A 17,878-nucleotide genomic window follows, 5' to 3' on the forward strand; every position below is an offset into this window, starting at 1 on the left:
CAAAAAAGCCCTTGTCTAACGACAGGGGCTTTTTTACTTTGTGCGCCATAAATATTAGAACAAAGATCAATCCAAGCTTATGAAGCTATGTAATTCGCTTTTCATTCACCGCGCATTCCCCTACCATAACCGCCACTGTTCTCTGCACTAATAATGAGATATGCCTTCTTTACAGCCCTATAGTACTTTCGGTCTTCAAACTGCCTGCCAATCTGTGGTTAGCTTTTCTTCTGCTGATGAATTTATTGATGCTTATCGCAAACACCCTATTAATTACATTATAGGGGGAGGCAGTAATTCTATTTTCCTTGAAGACTTCGACGGTGTGCTACTGGTTAATAATATTAAGGGAATAAGCCATTTTGATGATGATAAACATCATTACATTAGCGCAGGTGCGGGCGAAAATTGGCATGACTTGGTGAGTATGTGCATGCAGAACGGGTGGTACGGCTTTGAAAATTTGGCGCTTATTCCTGGTTCTGTTGGTGCAGCGCCAATCCAAAACATTGGTGCCTATGGTGTTGAGATAAACCAGTTCATAGAGTCAGTGATTGCGATAATGATAGATAGTGGGGAGCAGGTTCGTTTAACCGTAAATGATTGTCAGTTTGGTTATCGCGATAGCATTTTCAAGCATGATTTGGCAGGTAAAGCGCTTATTACCCAAGTTAATTTTGTATTACCTAAGCACTATGCGTTAGCCACTTCATACGGTGAGCTCGCTGCATTATCAACCCCAAGTGCCTTTGATGTATACAACAAGGTTATTGAAATTCGTAAAAGTAAATTACCCGATCCAGCACAGCTTGGTAATGCAGGCAGCTTCTTTAAAAACCCAGTAATCTCAAAAACGCATTTCGACACGCTAATATCACAATATCAGGGTATGCCGGGCTATGTTGTGTCGCCCCAGCTGATGAAAGTCCCTGCGGCTTGGTTAATTGATCAAGCGGGTTTTAAAGGGAAAGCGGTAAATGGGGTACGCTGTCACCCTACTCAGCCGCTTGTGTTAACCAATCTGGGTAATGCGTCAGGCGATGATGTGCGCGCTATGGCCAGTAACATCATTACTGCCGTTAGCAGCACATTTGGAATATCGCTTGAGCCCGAAGTTCGCTTGGTTGGTAGCCAAGGTCTAGTCTCTCTATAATAATAAGCCCTTACATAAAAGGGCTTAACGTTTATTACGCTATGCATCACCTTTCTTATTGTCGTTATCCACAGTAACGATCATCACTTGGCAAACAAATTGCTGCTCACAAATAGACTATCTCTATTGAGCAGCCTTTATCATGCCAAAAACCATCCACCATATTAATATTCTTGTCGATGATATCGAAAAAGCATCCGCGTCTTTTAGCCGCTTTTTAGATGTTGTTCCTATTATCGAAGCGCTCCCAATTAGACAGGCTATATCGGCACGGTTCGATTGTAATGGCGTATGGCTGGTGTTAGTAAGCCCGTTAACGTCGCAGTCGCCCCTTAAACAGATAATAGAAACACGAGGGGAGGGCGTGTTTCTTTTGTCATTTGAATCAACGGATATTGATGCGGAAATCGACCGCTTAACACGAGATAGTATTGCATTTTCAGATTCAACAAAACGAAAGGGGGCAGACAACTGGGAGGTTCAAGATATCCGCCTTCCTTACTCACTCGATGTCGTTCTTCAGTTATGCCAAAGCATTTCAAAATGAAATAATTTATTTCATTTTGAAATAAAAAGTGATCGTTCAATATTTATTCAAGCGTACTAAGGTTGAGCAATGTTTAATCAAAGGCAGTAAAAGTAAGGCCTAACGTGTTTTTTGCAAAGTTGGTATAGCACCTGCTAACAAGTCATTAACCATTACGCCTGCTTAACAATGAGTAGGTGAAAAAATGAGTGATAACGACTTGAATAATAACGCATTACAAACAAGCAAATTACGCGTACTTATCTTTGGCTACAAGGAGTTTAGCCAATTGATGAGTAGTGTGCTTGGGCGATTCCGTGAACAAGCGGAATTTCGTATTGTTGATGCGATTGTCGGAACGACTTTTGAGATTAAAAAGCATATTTCGGCGTTTTGTCCTGATGTTGTGGTCAGTGCAGGCTCAAACGCTCGATACTTAGAATCTTCGCTATCTATTCCTGTTGCATCACTCGCTACTACTGAATTAGACGTGTATGAGGCAATAGAGAAAGCCTCAAAAATTTCTGACAATATCCATGTCATATCTTTTGCCCATACCAGCATTGCTGCCCAGCTGGCCGGGCCAAAGTTAAATGCGCATGTAGACCAAACTGTCTATCTCACACCTGACCAAGCGCGCGAACAGTTCTACATCGCCTCTAAAAAAACAGACATTGTTATGGTGGGGGCAAGCTTAGTATGCGGGCTGGCCGCAAGCAAAGATATTCCGTCTTTTTTAGTGTATTCAGAATCGTCGTGTATTGTGACCATAGAAAGCGCGCTTGAAAAAGCACGCGAATGGCGCGAGCGTAATCGCGAACACGCTATTATGTCGTGGTTAATGGATAAGTCTAAAACCCCCATTATCATGATAGATGGAATGGATGATTCACTTACGCTAAATAATGCTGCTAAGCACGATTTAAAACTAACAAATGATTTTACGAGCGATTTATCAACGCTCATTCATCCCGAGGATGGTAAGCGCCTCACCGATGGAGAGTGTGAAATTAACGGTAAAGAGTGGTGGTATCACCTAGACACCGTAGACCAAGCCCCTAATCAAAAATATATCTATCAACTTTACAGCAAACTCCCTACCGCGAAAGCAAAGAAAAAAGCCCCGCTTAAACGCCACGAACTTATTTATCAATCAGGCGAAATGGAAGCGGTAATTCAACAAGCTACTGCTTTTGCGTCTTCGCCAAGTAATGTGTTGTTGTTCGGTGAATCGGGCACGGGTAAAGAGTTAGTTGCGCGCCAGGTGCATAAGTTTAGCCCGTATGAGAAGGGCAAGTTCGTTGCACTGAATTGCAGCGCAATACCTTCTGAGCTTTTTGAAGGTGAATTGTTTGGTCATCAAGACGGCGCGTACACCGGTTCGCGACGAGGCGGTCGCAAAGGGCTAATTGAGGAAGCCCAGCATGGCGTGTTGTTCCTTGATGAAATTAGCGAGCTGGCCTTAGATCAACAGGCCAAGTTGTTACGGTTTTTACAAGAGCGTCAGTATCGCCCGTTAGGTGGAAACCAAGAGCGTGATGTCGACCTTAAGCTTATTGCTGCCTCGAACCGTTCCCTGTCAGACATGGTGCAAACCGGTGCATTCAGAGAAGATTTATTTTACCGCCTTAATGTATTCAATATTACGCTGCCGCCCCTTCGTCAGCGTATAGCCGATATTCCTCTTGTTGCTATTCATAAATTAGCGTCACTTAACAAACGCTACGCCTTAGACCATACACCAGAAGACGTGTGGAGTGTTATCGAGCAACCCATGCTGGCTTATCAGTGGCCAGGCAATATCCGTGAACTTGAGAATGTACTAGAACGAATTGTTGCTTACGTGAAAGCCATGAATGGCCTTGACCGTGTAGGCAGTGTGCTCTCTCAGATTGCACCAGAGCTTTCCCACACTAATGAAGTGGCGGCGGCTCAAGGTGGCGCACTTAAAAATAAAGAGTATGAAATGATTTTAGCGACGCTCGAACAATGTAGTGGTGATAAACGTCGAGCTGCGCAAGCGTTAGGTATAAGCCAAACCACTTTGTGGCGTAGGCTCAAAGATATTCAACACAACAATAATGACTAGTGTCTGGAGAAACCCAATGTTAAACACACGCAAGCACCTCATCGCCAGCAGCGTTGCCATAGCGTTTTCGCTATCAACGTCTGTATTTCATACTCAAGCTTTTGCGCAAGAAGAAGCTACGAACGCTGAAGACGAAAAACTGATTGAAGTGATCAGTATTTCGCGTAAGCGTCCAGAAAGTATTCAAGAAGTGCCTATCGCGGTAACGGCATTGTCTGAAAGGCAACTAGAAGCTGCCGGTGTAGAACGCACTGGGGATTTTATTGGTTTAATTCCAAACGTAAGTATTGTTGATGCCGCTAACGTGGGTGATACACAGGTAAACATTCGCGGTATTATTTCAACGCGAGATGCAGAATCGACGTTCGCCTATGTTGTTGATGGTGTACTCCAAACCAACCCGAATAGTTTTAACGAAACCCTCACCGATGTTGCACAAATTGAAGTGTTGAAAGGGCCGCAAGGTGCGCTTTATGGCCGAAATGCTGTCGCTGGTGCCATTCTTGTGACAACCAAAACACCCTCAGATATTTTTGAAGCCAAAGTAGAAGCCGGAATCGGCAATAATAATACCCAGCGTTACAGTGCAATGGTAACCGGCCCGTTAAGTGACACCGTTTTTGGGCGCTTTGCAATAAGCCACAATACAACCGATGGCTTTTATGAAAATGTATTTTTAGGGCGTGATGATGCGGTCGACTTCTTAGAAGATACTACTATGAAAGGGCGTCTTATTTGGGAAGCGTCAGATGATCTTAAATTTGATCTTCGCGCGTCACGCAGTGAAGTAGAAGGCGGGGCGATTAACTTTAATGCGGCGTTTGCACTGCCTAGCTTCGTTGATGCATTCGGTCAGCAAGCCTTTAACAAAGACGTGAACGATCACGAGTTTATTTTTGCGTTTAACGTGCCAGGTGAAAACGAACAAGAAACCACAGAGCTTTCACTAAAAGCTGATTGGGAACGCGACACCTTTGACGTTACTGCGATAGTGGCTTACAACGACTTAGATGAGTACTTGCTGTCTGATGGAACTAGCGCGTCGTTTTACGGTTATGAAGTCACACCGCAATGTCAAACCGACCGCCAAACGCTCAATAACCTTCCTACGGAATTAGGCGGTGCGGGCCGAAGCGATTTATATGGCGATTTCCTTTCTCCCTTTGTTGTTCTGCCACCGGGTCAAGACTTCGCCGGTGTATACGGTCCTTATACACCGTCCTCATGTGATGGTTATCAATATCAAGAGCGAAGCCAACGTGATTACAGTGCAGAAATTCGTTTAACGTCGAAAGACGATTCAGATTTTCGCTGGATAGCGGGTTTGTATTTTGCCCAAATTGAAAGGGATGTCGTGGTTGCCTATGGTGCTGACCAAGGGCAAGGTTTCCTTCGCCAGTCGTACGTACCACCAACAGGCCCAAACCCTACTGATTTGCTTTTTAGTGACACGTTCGATACTACAGTGATGTCGGGTTTCGGTCAGGTTGAATACGATCTTACTCAGCAGTGGGAATTGTCTGTTGCAGTTCGTTATGACAATGAATCTCGAGAAGTAGAAAACAACGTACCTAATGTTTTAGCGTCTGGGTTAAATGTGAACACCATTGTTAATGGGCAGGTTGGTCCTATCAACCCTGCATTTAATTCAAACCCGAACGGTATTCCAAGTCGTGACGCCAGCTTCAGCCAGTGGCAGCCTAAAGTAACCTTAAGCTATGAGGCATCATCTTCACTCAATTTATACGGTAGTTATGGCGTTGGCTTTAGAAGTGGTGGCTTTAACTCAATCGGTACCGAAGCGACGCTCGACTTCTGGTTTAATGCATCAGGAACCGGTACACCGGGCGACGCGGTTAATGCTCAACTTCAAGTTACTGACGATTACGCCAAAGAAGTAACAACAAGCATTGAACTTGGTGCGAAGTCGAGTTGGTTAGATGGCGCATTAAAGGTAAACACTGCGGTGTTTAACACCAATGTTGAAGATAATCAGTTTTTTGAATTCTTCGCAGGTCCTTTTGGCTTACTGCGTGCAGTAACCACTATCGACGAACTCGATATTCGCGGGTTTGAAGTTGACTTTAACTATCGCGTAACAGATGAACTGACACTATTTGGTGGTGCAGGCTTCATCGACAGTGAAATTAAAGAAAATAGAAACCGTCCGTTATCGGTCGGTAACGAAGCGCCACAAACACCAGACCGTTCGTTTACGCTTGGTTTTAGTCACGAGTACGCCATCACCAGCGATGTACTCATGCTTACTCGCGTCGACTATCAATACGTTGGTGAAACGAACTTCCATACCTTACAAGGTGAAGAGACCCCAACAATTTGGGACTTCTTTGGCACCTTAGGCGGCGGCGTACCTCCTGGTCCTCACCCACAAAACTTCAATAACGCAACGCGTGATGCTTACGGTCTAGTAAACGCTCGTATCGCGTTTGCAGGTGAAATGTGGGAAGTGGCGCTATGGGGTAAAAACCTAGCAGATAAGCAATATTTGCAAGAGGTTATTCCTGCGCCTGAATTTGGTGGCTCGTTTATTCATCCATCAGCACTTAGGTCTTACGGCATAGATTTTACCTACAACTTCTAGGTATTACGTGCAGTAAACACCGAAATAGACAACCCATTATAGTTTGATGTTACCAGTGCACTTAGGTGCACTGGGACACCGTTCGAGAGAAAAATAATGAACAAACCATTGGCAGGAATAAAGGTTATCGACCTGACACATATGTTGTCAGGCCCTTATTGCGGGATGATCTTGGCCGATTTAGGGGCCGAAACCATTAAGGTAGAGCCGCTTAGCGGTGAAGGAACAAGGAAATTACTCGCCACCGATCCAGAAAACTCGTTGGACGGCATGGGCGCCTACTTCATAACGCTGAACCGCAACAAAAAAAGCGTATGCATTGATTTAAAAACCCCTGAAGGATTAAACATTTTCTACGATTTGGTTAAGTCGGCTGATGTTGTTGTCAATAACTTCGGGGCCGGCGTGCCGTCACGCCTTAAGATAGACTATGAACATCTAAAAGCAGTTAATCCGCGTATTATTACCTGTTCAATTACCGGCTTCGGTAACAATGGGCCTAACTTTAAGCGCCCGGCGTTTGACCAAGTTGCACAAGCAACGGGGGGCGGTATGTCGATTACCGGTACCGACCCACAAAACCCTGTTCGTGCGGGAATACCAATCGGCGATTTAGGCGGTGGTATGTTTGCCGTAATGGGCATTCAGGCAGCATTGCTTGAACGTGAAAAAAGCGGTGAAGGGCAAGATGTCGATATATCCATGCTTGATTGCCAAATCTCGCTTTTAAACTATATGGCGACCATGTATTTCCTGTCAGGAAAAGATCCGTTTCCCATTGGTAATTCTCACTTTGTGCATGTGCCTTATGACACCTTTAAAACTGCCGATGGGTTTATTGTTATCGCAGTTATCACCGATAATTTCTGGCAAAACCTTAAAGAAGTCGTTCATGCTCCTGAGTTAGATTTACCCGAATTTGATACGCAGCCGGGTCGCTGGGCAAAGAAAGATTTCATTATCGATACCCTCAACAACATTCTTCAAGCGCAGCCCTCTGACTATTGGATACAGAAGTTAGAGGCAGCACGCATTCCTTGTGCACCGGTAAATAAGTTCTCACAAGCCTTAAGTGACGAACAAGTACTACACCGAAATATGGTGGTAGACCTTTCAAGTGCTGACGGCAATATCACTAAAGGGCCCGGTAACCCGATTAAGTTTTCACGTTCTGATGAAGAGAGTTTCTCTGCCGCGCCCCGTGTTGGTGAACATACCGACGAAGTCCTTCGCGAACTTGCAGGCCTTAGCCCAGAAGCGCTCGCTGCGCTAAGAGAAAAGAAGGTGGTGGGGTAATGGCAGAATCAATCATTATCAACGATGTTGGTCCTCGTGATGGATTGCAAAATCAAAAGAAACATTTAAGCGTAGACGAGCGATTAACGTTAATTAATGCGCTTGTTGAAGCAGGCGTTCCAGCCATTGAGATTGGCGCTTTTGTCTCACCAAAAGCCGTGCCTGCAATGGCCGGTACGGAGGACATCTTTACGCAGCTTACGCACATTAGCGATGTCGCATTTTCGGCGCTTATTCCTAACAAGCGCGGTTTTACAACGGGGCAAGAATTACAGGTTCCCCTCATGTCATTAGTGGTGGCAGCCAGTAAAACCATGAATGAGAAAAATATTCGTATGTCTACCGACGACGCTATGGTGATGTGTAAAGACGTCTTGTCGATAGCAAAGGAGAGCAAAAGTAAGGTGCAGGCTTACGTTGCAACGGCATGGGAATGCCCCTTTGAAGGGGACGCATCGCCTGATGAAGTTATGCGATTATGTGATGAACTGCTTACCGCAGGCGCAAGCCACATTGTTATTGCCGATACGATTGGCGCTGCCGCACCAGATGCTGTGTTCACACTGATGACACGCTTATCGGATGCGTTTGGGGCGCAGCATTTATCCTGTCATTTTCACGACACCAGAGCCATGGGCGTGGCGAATGTTTACGCCGCTATCCAAGCGGGTATTCGTCAATTTGATGCCTCGATTGGTGGTTTAGGTGGATGTCCGTTTGCGCCTGGCGCCACGGGCAATGTAGCAACCGAAGATGTAGTGCTACTGGTTGAACAAATGGGGTATAGCACCGGGATTAATATGCCTGCGCTGCTCGCTGCCTCCGATTTAGCAACAGAACTTACTGGTACAGCTCGTGGTGGTCATGCAAAGACATGGCTGAAACAACAACATGCAAGCAATGAATGCGACAGAGGATAGAATTATGAGTTATCGATTAGGTGTCGACGTAGGTGGAACCTTTACAGACTTACTACTGATAAATGAAGATTCAGGCGAAACCTTCACGGCAAAAGTGCCTTCAACGCCGCAAGATTCATCGGTAGGTGTACTAAACGGTATTAACCGTATTTGCGAACAGTCAGGGGTTGATGTTAAACAGATTAACCGCGTAATGCACGGTACAACGGTAGCGACCAATGCAGTATTAACTGGCAAGGGCTCAAAAGTCGCACTCATCACCACGAAAGGTTATAAGCAAGTGCTTCAAGTCGCCCGCTCATTTTGCCCAGGGGGCCTTGGCGGTTGGGTAAGCTATGTAAAAAAACCACTGCTTGCGCCACTTGAACTTACCATTGAAGCTGACGAACGTATTGATGCAGACGGAACCGTGCACAAAGCACTCGATGAGCAAGCACTACGAGCATCACTGCAAGAATTGAAGTCTCGTGGTGAGTTCGCAGCCATCACCATTTCATTTATTAATGCCTACGTAAATGGCGAAAATGAGAAGCAAGCGCAAGCCATTGCCAGTGAAGTATTTCCCGATATGCCCATTTCAATTTCTTCTGAAGTGGTGCCTGAACTTCAAGAATATGAGCGAACAGAAACAACCGTCGTAAACAGTTATGTGCGCCCTGAAGTCGCCAAATATGTTGATAACCTCTATGCCGCACTAACCGAGAAAATGGGTGAAGACCTTCACCTTTCTATTTTACGTTCAGACGGGGGCTTGGCATCGGCACGTTCTGCGGCAGATAGCCCGGTAAACTTGCTGATGTCGGGCCCTGCGGGTGGTGTGGCTGGTGCCATTCACTTCTGTAAGCAAGGTGGTCACGACAACATTCTTACCTTTGATATGGGAGGAACGTCAACTGACGTTGCCCTTATTCAAAATGCGTCTGCTCGCGTAAGACGAGAAACACGTGTTGGCGATGTTACCGTGCGAGCGCCATCGGTTGATGTGCGAACGGTGGGAGCAGGTGGCGGATCGTTAGCCTTTGTACCTGAACTCACTAAAGCCTTGCGCGTTGGACCAGAATCGGCGGGTGCGGTGCCAGGCCCAGCCGCGTATATGAAAGGAGGCGACCAACCTACTGTCTGCGACGCCAACGTTGTGCTTGGCTATTTACCGGCCGACGTACAGCTAGGTGGCAGTATGTCTATCAACCGCGATGCTGCTGTTGATGCGGTGAAGAAGGTTGCCGACCCAATGGGAATAAGTGTAGAAGAAGCCGCGGAAGGCATTATTAAAATTGCCAACGAAGCGATGTTTGGTGCATTGCGATTGGTTTCGGTAGAGCAAGGCTTCGACCCTCGCGAATTTGCCTTAGTCGGGTTTGGCGGCGCGGGCCCTTTACACGCTAATGCGTTAGGTATTTTAACCAATGCATGGCCAACCATTATACCGCCAGGGCCAGGTGTGCTTTGCGCCTACGGCGATGCCACTACACAAGTACGAGATGAGGCATCGCAAACCTATGTGACCCTGCTTGATAATATTGAAATTAACGATTTCAATACCTTGCTTGATGAACTTGCGGAAAAAGCATCGTCAACACTTCATGCTGATGGGATAGATAATGACGAACAAGTCATTACCTACCAAGCAGACGTGCGATATACCGGCCAAGCCTTCCAACTAAGCGTCGAGTTTAGTCGTGACGAGTTGGAAAAAGAAGGGTTGGCGCTATTGAAACGTCAATTCGATGCAGAACATACACAATTGTTCACGTTTGCCCTTGAAGACGGACACGAAATTGTCATGGTAAGGGCGGTTGCAACCGCGAAGAGCAAGCCATTACCCGCTCCTCCTGCGCCTAGTACACAAGCAACATTGAAAGAATGTGAAATTACGTCGTCAAAGATTTATTACGAAGGCCGTTACCACGATGCGGTTATTTACGATCGTAACCTTCTGCATACAGAGCTAACGGTAAATGGCCCAGCCATTATTTGTGAGATGGATTCTACAACCGTGGTACTACCTGGCTATGAAGCGTCGGTCGACCATGTTGGAAATCTTTTAATTAACCCACAAGCATCCAAGCAATAGGTGGCACCATGAACGAAAAAATAAAACAAACTAACAGTGCACCACTTAATCGTGTTGATGTTGATACGGTTACCGTGGACATTATTGAAAACGCCCTTCGCAATGCGCGCGAGGAAATGGATGCCGTACTGTTTAGAACGGCAATGAGCCCAGGTATTCGTGAACAAGGCGACTGTTTCCCCATGATTGCGAACAAAGACGGCAAAATGGTCGTTGGCCAATTTGGGTCGTTTATCCATGGGTTTATGGATGCGTTTGAAGGCGAATTAGAAGAAGGTGACATTATTCTTACTAACGACCCATACATGACAAATGCCGCGGTATCGCATTTACCGGATTGGATTGTATTGGTGCCAGTATTCAAAGAAGGGCGGCATATTGCATGGTCGGCGATGTTTGGTCATATGTCAGATAATGGCGGTATGGTACCCGGGTCCATTCCTATCAAAGCGGAAACCATCTTCCAAGAAGGTATTCGTATTCCGCCGACTAAACTGTATAAAAAAGGTGTGCTGCAAAGCGATATCTTGGAATTGATCCTTCATAACGTACGAACTCCGCAATGGAACCGTTTTGACTTAAACGCGTTAGTGGCGTCGTGCAAAACCGCGGCGAAACGTTGCGTTGAAATTTCCGAGCGCTTTGGTGATGATATCTTCTACTCCACCATGGAAATTATGTTGGACAGAAACAAAGTGGCGATGGAAGCCATTATCAACATGATTGTGCCTGAAGAGCCGCGTACGTTTGAAGACTACTTGTGTGATGATGGCGTAGGAAAAGGGCCATACAAAATAAGCTGCACCATGTGGCGAGAAAACGGCAAGGCTATTTTTGATTTTGCCGGTACTGATCCTCAGGCAAAAAGCTCCATTAACTTTTTCTTGAACGAAGATATGTTCAAGATGTTCTTTGGCTCATTCACCATTAACTTAGTTGATCCACAAATTCTGTTTAACGACGGTTTTTATGATTTGGTCGACGTAAGAATTCCGCAAGGTAGCTTATTAAAGCCTAATTACCCGGCAGCGCTGTCAGGTCGTACTCATGCATTAGGGCGTATTTTCGATGTCATGGGCGGGTTGCTTGGTCAAAGTGCGCCTGATGCGATGAACGCGGCAGGGTTCTCAGATTCGCCTCACCTGTTTTTCTCAGGTTATGACAAAAAAGGCGAGTGGTTCCAACTCTTTCAAATTGGTTTTGGTGGTATTCCAGGTCGCCCTGTGGGAGATGGCCCAGACGGGCATTCGCTATGGCCAGGCTTTACTAACGTACCTAATGAATTTGTCGAGGCCTACTTCCCACTTCGTATTGAATCTTACGAAACCATTGTGGATTCAGGTGGTGCAGGCTTGCATCGTGGCGGTAACGGGTTATCAGTGGCATATCGATTCCTGTGTGATGGCAGCATTGCCATACACGATGACCGTTGGTTAACGTATCCGTGGGGCGTAAATGGCGGTGAGCCGGGTCAACGTTCTACCAAACGTTTAGTAAAAAGTAACGGTGAAAGCGTCACATTACCGGCGAAGTGTGAAGGAATTGAAGTTAGCGAAGGTGACCTCCTTTATTTCGACACGTGGGGCGGCGGCGGTTGGGGCGACCCGTACCAACGTCCAGCTGAAAGTGTACTTGATGATGTTCGCCGAGGCTTGGTCAGCGTGGAAGGCGCTAAACGCTATGGTGTTGTTATTGTTGATGGTGTAGTTAATGACGCCGAAACTACGGCAATGCGAGCGGCGTTGAACGAAGCACGAGGCGATGTACAAGTGTTTAATCGCGGCGGCACTATCGAAGAAATTCTTGCGCGCTGTGAAGAGGAAACAGGCTTGCCAGCTCCTGTATCACCCACGTTTAGAGAAAAAGCGTAATGAGTGAAGATCGCGACTTGGCAATCGGAGGCGTGCCGTTTGGCCGCCGTCCGGGCCTTATTGTTGTAGACATGACGTATGGTTTCACATCACCTGATAGCCCATTAGGTGGTGTGTTCGATAGTGAAATTGATGCCGCGCAAACGTTAGTGTCGTGGTTTCATGCGTGTCACTTCCCGGTCTTCTATTCAACCGTGGTGTATAAAGACGACCATACGCAAAGTGTGTTTCGCCGCCAACTTCCCGACTTAAATATACTTACTGCTCATTCTAAGTGGGTAGAGGTAGACAAACGCCTTTCAGTGTTACCTACCGACACGATTATCGAGAAGACCGGGCCGAGTGCGTTTTTTGGCACGCCATTATCTGAGCAGTTAATACAAAAGAAATGCGACAGCCTTATGGTGTGTGGACTAACTACCAGTGGGTGTGTGCGCGCAACAGTAGTCGATGCGCTTCAGTACAATTATCCTACTTGGGTTGTAGAGCAAGCCTGTGGCGATCGGAATGTATCAGCACACAACGCAAACCTTCATGACATGAACGCTAAATATGCCAGCGTTGTCTCGTTGAGTGATGCAACTGCGTTTCTTGAAAGTAGCAAGAATAAGTGAGTATTTAGATGGGACAAACCCTGTACGACAAATTATGGGATAAACACTATATAGGCGATGTAGATGGTGATGGCCTCTTATATATAGACCGCCACCTTATTCACGAGGTTACGTCGCCTCAAGCGTTTGACGGATTGAACCAATATGGCAGGCGTGTAAGACGGCCAGACCTCACGATAGCAACCATGGATCACAGTATTTCTACTCGCTCGACATCGCTTGATGCGTGTGGTCCTAAAAATGCGCTGCAATTAAAAACGCTGGTGGAGAACTGTAAGCAACACGGTATTGTGCTTTACCCTGTGGGAGACGCTAATCAGGGGATTGTTCATGTTATGGGGCCAGAGCTTGGATTAATTCACCCGGGCATGACGGTAGTGTGCGGCGATTCACATACCGCTACACATGGCGCACTAGGAACGTTAGCGTTCGGCATAGGCACGTCAGATGTGGAGCACGTGCTGGCCTCACAAACCATCAGGCAGTCGAAAGCAAAAAATATGCGGGTGGTGTTTTCCGGAAAGCCCGGTACTGGTGTGGTGGCGAAAGACCTTATTTTGGCATTGATAGGTAAAATAGGGCACGCTGGCGGAACAGGCTATGTTATTGAGTATAGCGGCGACACGCTATCGCACCTTTCTGTTGAAGGGCGCATGACCATATGCAATATGAGTATTGAAGCTGGCGCTAAAGCCGGTCTCATTGCGCCGGATGACATCACGCTAGCATATTTAAAAGGTAAACCTTTTGCACCAAAAGGTGAGGCATGGGAAGCATCTTGCCTTGCGTATAAAGCACTGCATTCAGATGCCGATGCGGTATTTGATGAAGAAGTACATATCGATGTATCACGTCTTGCGCCGCAAGTGACGTGGGGAACAAACCCAGGTCAGGTGGCCGGCATCGATGAGGTTATTCCGTCTCCTGATAGTTTTGATGATGCGTTAATGACAGCGTCAGCCCAAAAAGCACTGGCTTATATGGCGCTAACAGAAGGTACCGCTTTTTCTGATATTCCTATTTCACATGTATTTATTGGGTCGTGCACCAATAGCCGAATAGAAGATTTACGAGCGGCTGCTGATATCGCCAGAAAAGGCCATGTGGCTAAAGGCGTAAAAGCGATTGTTGTGCCCGGTTCAGCGAAAGTTAAAGAGCAAGCGGAAACGGAAGGGCTAGATGAGGTGTTTAAAACCGCAGGTTTTGAATGGCGCTTACCAGGCTGCTCTATGTGCTTGGGAATGAATGACGATGTGCTTCATGAAGGTGATAGATGCGCGTCTACTAGCAATCGCAATTTCGAAGGGCGGCAGGGTAGAGGGTCTAGAACTCACCTGGTTAGCCCGGCTATGGCAGCAGGCGCCGCAATAGCAGGCCATTTCGTCGATGTTCGAACTTTGTAAGCGAGGCAAGTTGTGACTCCTTTAAATAAAGTGGTATCCCACGTTATTCCGTTATTGGAAGATAATATTGATACGGACCAATTACTCCCAAAGCAGTTTCTGACTGAAATCTCTCGGGCTGGGTTTGGAAAGCACCTATTACATGACAGGCGTTATCTTGATCAACATGAAAGCGTACCTAACCCTGACTGCGTGTTAAATCAGAAGGCCTATAAAACGGCGGCGATATTAATTACAGGGAAAAACTTCGGCTGTGGTTCAAGCCGAGAGCACGCGCCATGGGCGTTGGCAGACTTTGGTATTAGCGTCATTATTGGCAAAGGCTTTGCCGATATTTTTTATGCTAATTGTTTAAATAATCAAATTTTGCCCATTGTATTGCCCGATGAGGTGGTAAACGCGTTGGCGCTTCGAGCACAAAGCACACCAGGGGCAGAGGTGACCGTTGATTTATCATTGCAAACCGTAAGCTTTGATTCATCGGTCATCACCTTCAGCATCCCAGAACATCATCGTGCCAATTTACTCAATGGCGTTGATAAAATTGGAAGAACGCTTCAAGAGCATGACAGGATAAAAGCTTATGAGGCGCTACATAATATTTAGCTAACGTGTGACTAGCGCATCTAGGTCATTTTTATCGCTATCCGCTGTACTAAAGCAGCGTTGATGCGACGGCGTATCCTATTTTTTCGCCGATACTACAGAACGTGAAAGCCGGGATTACGGCTTTCATTCTTACCGCACTTCGCCTACCATTGAACCAACAATGACAGTACGCAACACACATGCGCGCTGTTGCAATTACCTCTAGAGCTTTAACTCATGTCCATTGGCAAATATGTAATCCGCTGGCGCGCAATGCTTACCACTCTGGATATGTTTGCAGCTCTATCTACTTTTGGTTTTTTGTGCTCTTCGATTACTATTGGGTTTCTTTACAAACCATTACCACGCGTAAAGGCTGTTGATATGGCGACACTATATAGTGGCAAACCAATAAGGCGTTATGCTTATGTTATGCCTCACATATATGTAGTCGGCCGATAAAAGGATAAATCACACCATGAGACAAGCATCTAAGGCTATAAGAAAACATATACTTGCCTTACTCTCAGATGGACAATTTCATTCAGGCGAAGTCATTGCACAAGAAGTCGGGTTGTCTCGCACCGCTGTTGCAGGGCATATTTCGCAGTTAGCCGATTGGGGGCTCGATGTTTTTAAAGTTAAAGGTAAGGGTTATCGTTTGGAGAGAGGCTTTCCATTGTTAAGCGCGGATAACATAAAAAAACACCTTGGAAATACCAAGCGGGCGATGATTGATGTCGAGTCGGTACTTCCTTCTACTAATACTGAATTAAAAAAGCGTATTGCTAATGCGCGTCATGAGCTGGCAAACGGTGATGTAATTTTCGCCGAAATTCAAACCGCTGGGCGAGGGCGCCATGGAAGAACATGGCTTGCGCCGGTGGGGGGAAGCTTAACGTTCTCAATGTATTGGTCGTTTCCTGATGGATACCAAAGCATGGCAGGGCTCTCGTTGTTAGTCGGTTTAGCCGTATGTAATGCATTAAAAGAGTTTGGTGTTAATGATGCAGAGCTAAAGTGGCCTAACGATATTTACCTGCAGGGCAAAAAGCTGGCAGGTGTATTAATAGAAGTTGAAGGGCAGATTGGCGCAACCGCGCACTCGGTTATTGGTATTGGTCTTAATGTATGTATGCCCGACGGTCAGTATGATGTGGGTCAGCCGCACAGCGACTTAGCCGCATACTTGGGGCATACCCCAGATAGGAATGAATTAGCGGCTGCTATAATAAAGTCGATGTGGCGCTATCTTCCTACGTTCTCACAGCAAGGTTTTGGGCCATTCGTGCCGCATTGGGAAGCGCTAGACTTATATGCTGATAAACGAATTGTGCTGCAAATGGGCGAAAAGCGCTTTTCAGGTATCGACCGAGGGGTAGATGCCAGTGGTGCACTATTAGTTGAAACCCAAGATGGCATAACGCGTTTTCATGGTGGCGAGGTTAGCTTACGTGGTAACTGAAACATCGGTAGTTCTAGTTGATATTGGTAACACCCGAATAAAATACACTTTGCTTTGTGAGGCTGAAAACGAACCTTTAGTGTGTAATAGCGCCGAGGCGCTATTTAATTTCATCGATAATCAAAAAAATATCACGCATGTTTATCTCGCTTCGGTAAGAAATCAGGAGGTGGTTGATGAAATTTCAACCATGTGTGCATCGCGTGAAATAAAATTTGTAGAAAAGCACACAGAGAAAGAAGCGTTTGGAATAAAAAATAGTTACGCCAATGTACAAAAAATGGGCGTCGATCGGTGGCTTGCCATGATTTGTGCTGCACAAAATACAAAAAAAGCATTTTTTGTTATCGATGTGGGTACGGCAATAACGGTGGATTTTGTGGTAAGTGGTCAACATTTAGGCGGTTGGATAGTGCCCGGCTTTCAAGTAATGCGTGACGCATTAGTGTCATCGACTAAAAAAGTCTTCGCGAATAATGAAATTCCAACCACTTTTGGGGTGGGGACCGATACTGAGGAATGTGTGGCGCAAGGGTGCCATGCCGCCGTATATGGTGTTTATTTGAGCGCCGTTGATTACATATCAAGCAAACAAACCGATTTTGACGTTATTTTAGGGGGTGGAGACAAAAAAGTGTTTGCATTCTTAAAATCTGCTGATAACATGCGCCTCGCTCATTTGGTGGTGCAAGGTCTTGCCCGCTACGCCCGACACGAACTGTTTAGTTAGTAGAAAGCGTAAGTTTTTAATTGGTTGAAAAGTCGGTTAAAAAAGAAAAATGAAAATTTTTCAAAAAGACACTTGCACTGAGTAATTCATTACTCTAGAATGCGCACCCACTTGATGTAGTGCCGACTTAGCTCAGTTGGTAGAGCAACTGACTTGTAATCAGTAGGTCGCCAGTTCGATTCCGGCAGTCGGCACCATCAATCCTGGAGGGGTACCCAAGCGGTCAACGGGAGCAGACTGTAAATCTGCCGGCTCAGCCTTCGCAGGTTCGAATCCTGCCCCCTCCACCACTTTCTTTATGAGGTGGCCAGAGAATTAAGATTTGCGGGCATCGTATAATGGCTATTACCTCAGCCTTCCAAGCTGATGATGTGGGTTCGATTCCCACTGCCCGCTCCAAATCAGTGCTGATATAGCTCAGTTGGTAGAGCGCACCCTTGGTAAGGGTGAGGTCGGCAGTTCAAATCTGCCTATCAGCACCATTTTTCTCCCCAGCTCATGTTGTAAAATTTCAAAATTTTTTAATGTAACGTTGCTGGGATAATAG

Annotated in this window: 13 protein-coding genes and 4 tRNA genes; all 17 read left to right on the top strand. The window is 46.1% G+C overall.

Going from position 1 to position 17,878, the window contains the following annotated elements; translation table 11 throughout:
- The first annotated feature begins 160 nt into the window (after positions 1 to 160).
- The 17 genes from murB (at position 161) to AC27EZ_RS17935 (ending at position 17,813) form a co-directional block, all read left to right on the top strand.
- Complete coding sequence (murB, locus tag AC27EZ_RS17855) at positions 161 to 1,153, top strand: UDP-N-acetylmuramate dehydrogenase (protein ID WP_487136622.1); 993 nt, start codon at positions 161 to 163, stop codon at positions 1,151 to 1,153.
- Positions 1,154 to 1,295: 142 nt separating this feature from the next.
- Entirely contained in the window at positions 1,296 to 1,700 is a 405-nt protein-coding gene (locus AC27EZ_RS17860; RefSeq protein ID WP_487136623.1) for a VOC family protein, read from the top strand.
- A gap of 184 nt (positions 1,701 to 1,884) precedes the next feature.
- Positions 1,885 to 3,768 carry a sigma 54-interacting transcriptional regulator gene (locus AC27EZ_RS17865; RefSeq protein WP_487136624.1) on the top strand — a complete coding sequence of 628 codons (1,884 nt, stop codon included), beginning with the start codon at positions 1,885 to 1,887 and terminating at the stop codon, positions 3,766 to 3,768.
- Between the two features lie 16 nt (positions 3,769 to 3,784).
- Positions 3,785 to 6,370, top strand: coding sequence for a TonB-dependent receptor (locus tag AC27EZ_RS17870; RefSeq protein ID WP_487136625.1), 2,586 nt, complete (start codon positions 3,785 to 3,787; stop codon positions 6,368 to 6,370).
- A 96-nt stretch (positions 6,371 to 6,466) separates the two neighbouring features.
- Positions 6,467 to 7,666, top strand: a complete 1,200-nt coding sequence (locus AC27EZ_RS17875; RefSeq protein WP_487136626.1) for a CaiB/BaiF CoA transferase family protein — start codon at positions 6,467 to 6,469, stop codon at positions 7,664 to 7,666.
- A complete protein-coding gene (locus AC27EZ_RS17880; RefSeq protein WP_487136627.1) occupies positions 7,666 to 8,586 on the top strand; it encodes a hydroxymethylglutaryl-CoA lyase in 921 nt (306 codons plus the stop codon). The genes AC27EZ_RS17875 and AC27EZ_RS17880 overlap by 1 nt, the downstream gene beginning before the upstream one ends.
- 4 nt (positions 8,587 to 8,590) lie before the next feature.
- The gene (locus tag AC27EZ_RS17885; RefSeq protein ID WP_487136628.1) at positions 8,591 to 10,660 is read left to right on the top strand and encodes a hydantoinase/oxoprolinase family protein; all 2,070 of its coding nucleotides are present in this window, start codon (positions 8,591 to 8,593) and stop codon (positions 10,658 to 10,660) included.
- Positions 10,661 to 10,668: 8 nt separating this feature from the next.
- Entirely contained in the window at positions 10,669 to 12,531 is a 1,863-nt protein-coding gene (locus AC27EZ_RS17890) for a hydantoinase B/oxoprolinase family protein (protein ID WP_487136629.1), read from the top strand.
- Entirely contained in the window at positions 12,531 to 13,145 is a 615-nt protein-coding gene (locus AC27EZ_RS17895; protein ID WP_487136630.1) for an isochorismatase family protein, read from the top strand. Before AC27EZ_RS17890 ends, AC27EZ_RS17895 begins: the two co-directional genes overlap by 1 nt.
- 8 nt (positions 13,146 to 13,153) lie before the next feature.
- A complete protein-coding gene (leuC, locus tag AC27EZ_RS17900) occupies positions 13,154 to 14,548 on the top strand; it encodes a 3-isopropylmalate dehydratase large subunit (protein WP_487136631.1) in 1,395 nt (464 codons plus the stop codon).
- A 12-nt stretch (positions 14,549 to 14,560) separates the two neighbouring features.
- Entirely contained in the window at positions 14,561 to 15,154 is a 594-nt protein-coding gene (leuD, locus tag AC27EZ_RS17905) for a 3-isopropylmalate dehydratase small subunit (RefSeq protein ID WP_487136632.1), read from the top strand.
- A gap of 460 nt (positions 15,155 to 15,614) precedes the next feature.
- Positions 15,615 to 16,601 (top strand): bifunctional biotin--[acetyl-CoA-carboxylase] ligase/biotin operon repressor BirA, encoded by a 987-nt coding sequence (gene birA, locus AC27EZ_RS17910; protein ID WP_487136633.1) that lies wholly within the window; start codon positions 15,615 to 15,617, stop codon positions 16,599 to 16,601.
- A complete protein-coding gene (locus tag AC27EZ_RS17915; RefSeq protein WP_487136634.1) occupies positions 16,591 to 17,331 on the top strand; it encodes a type III pantothenate kinase in 741 nt (246 codons plus the stop codon). The genes birA and AC27EZ_RS17915 overlap by 11 nt, the downstream gene beginning before the upstream one ends.
- 121 nt (positions 17,332 to 17,452) lie before the next feature.
- Positions 17,453 to 17,528, top strand: a tRNA-Thr gene (locus tag AC27EZ_RS17920).
- Between the two features lie 8 nt (positions 17,529 to 17,536).
- Positions 17,537 to 17,621 (top strand) — tRNA-Tyr (locus tag AC27EZ_RS17925).
- Between the two features lie 34 nt (positions 17,622 to 17,655).
- A tRNA-Gly gene (locus AC27EZ_RS17930) sits at positions 17,656 to 17,730 on the top strand.
- Positions 17,731 to 17,737: 7 nt separating this feature from the next.
- Positions 17,738 to 17,813 (top strand) — tRNA-Thr (locus AC27EZ_RS17935).
- The last annotated feature ends 65 nt before the right edge of the window (positions 17,814 to 17,878 follow it).

It is taken from the genome of Alteromonas sp. 4NH20-0056 (assembly GCF_057539655.1).

Bases quoted from the DNA above. Each gene is read 5' to 3' on its own strand.
- birA (WP_487136633.1), top strand. From the start codon at position 15,615: ATGAGACAAGCATCTAAGGCTATAAGAAAACATATACTTGCCTTACTC.
- AC27EZ_RS17885 (WP_487136628.1), top strand. From the start codon at position 8,591: ATGAGTTATCGATTAGGTGTCGACGTAGGTGGAACCTTTACAGACTTA.
- AC27EZ_RS17880 (WP_487136627.1), top strand. From the start codon at position 7,666: ATGGCAGAATCAATCATTATCAACGATGTTGGTCCTCGTGATGGATTG.
- AC27EZ_RS17875 (WP_487136626.1), top strand. From the start codon at position 6,467: ATGAACAAACCATTGGCAGGAATAAAGGTTATCGACCTGACACATATG.
- AC27EZ_RS17870 (WP_487136625.1), top strand. From the start codon at position 3,785: ATGTTAAACACACGCAAGCACCTCATCGCCAGCAGCGTTGCCATAGCG.
- AC27EZ_RS17895 (WP_487136630.1), top strand. From the start codon at position 12,531: ATGAGTGAAGATCGCGACTTGGCAATCGGAGGCGTGCCGTTTGGCCGC.
- AC27EZ_RS17860 (WP_487136623.1), top strand. From the start codon at position 1,296: ATGCCAAAAACCATCCACCATATTAATATTCTTGTCGATGATATCGAA.
- AC27EZ_RS17865 (WP_487136624.1), top strand. From the start codon at position 1,885: ATGAGTGATAACGACTTGAATAATAACGCATTACAAACAAGCAAATTA.
- AC27EZ_RS17890 (WP_487136629.1), top strand. From the start codon at position 10,669: ATGAACGAAAAAATAAAACAAACTAACAGTGCACCACTTAATCGTGTT.
- leuC (WP_487136631.1), top strand. From the start codon at position 13,154: ATGGGACAAACCCTGTACGACAAATTATGGGATAAACACTATATAGGC.
- murB (WP_487136622.1), top strand. From the start codon at position 161: ATGCCTTCTTTACAGCCCTATAGTACTTTCGGTCTTCAAACTGCCTGC.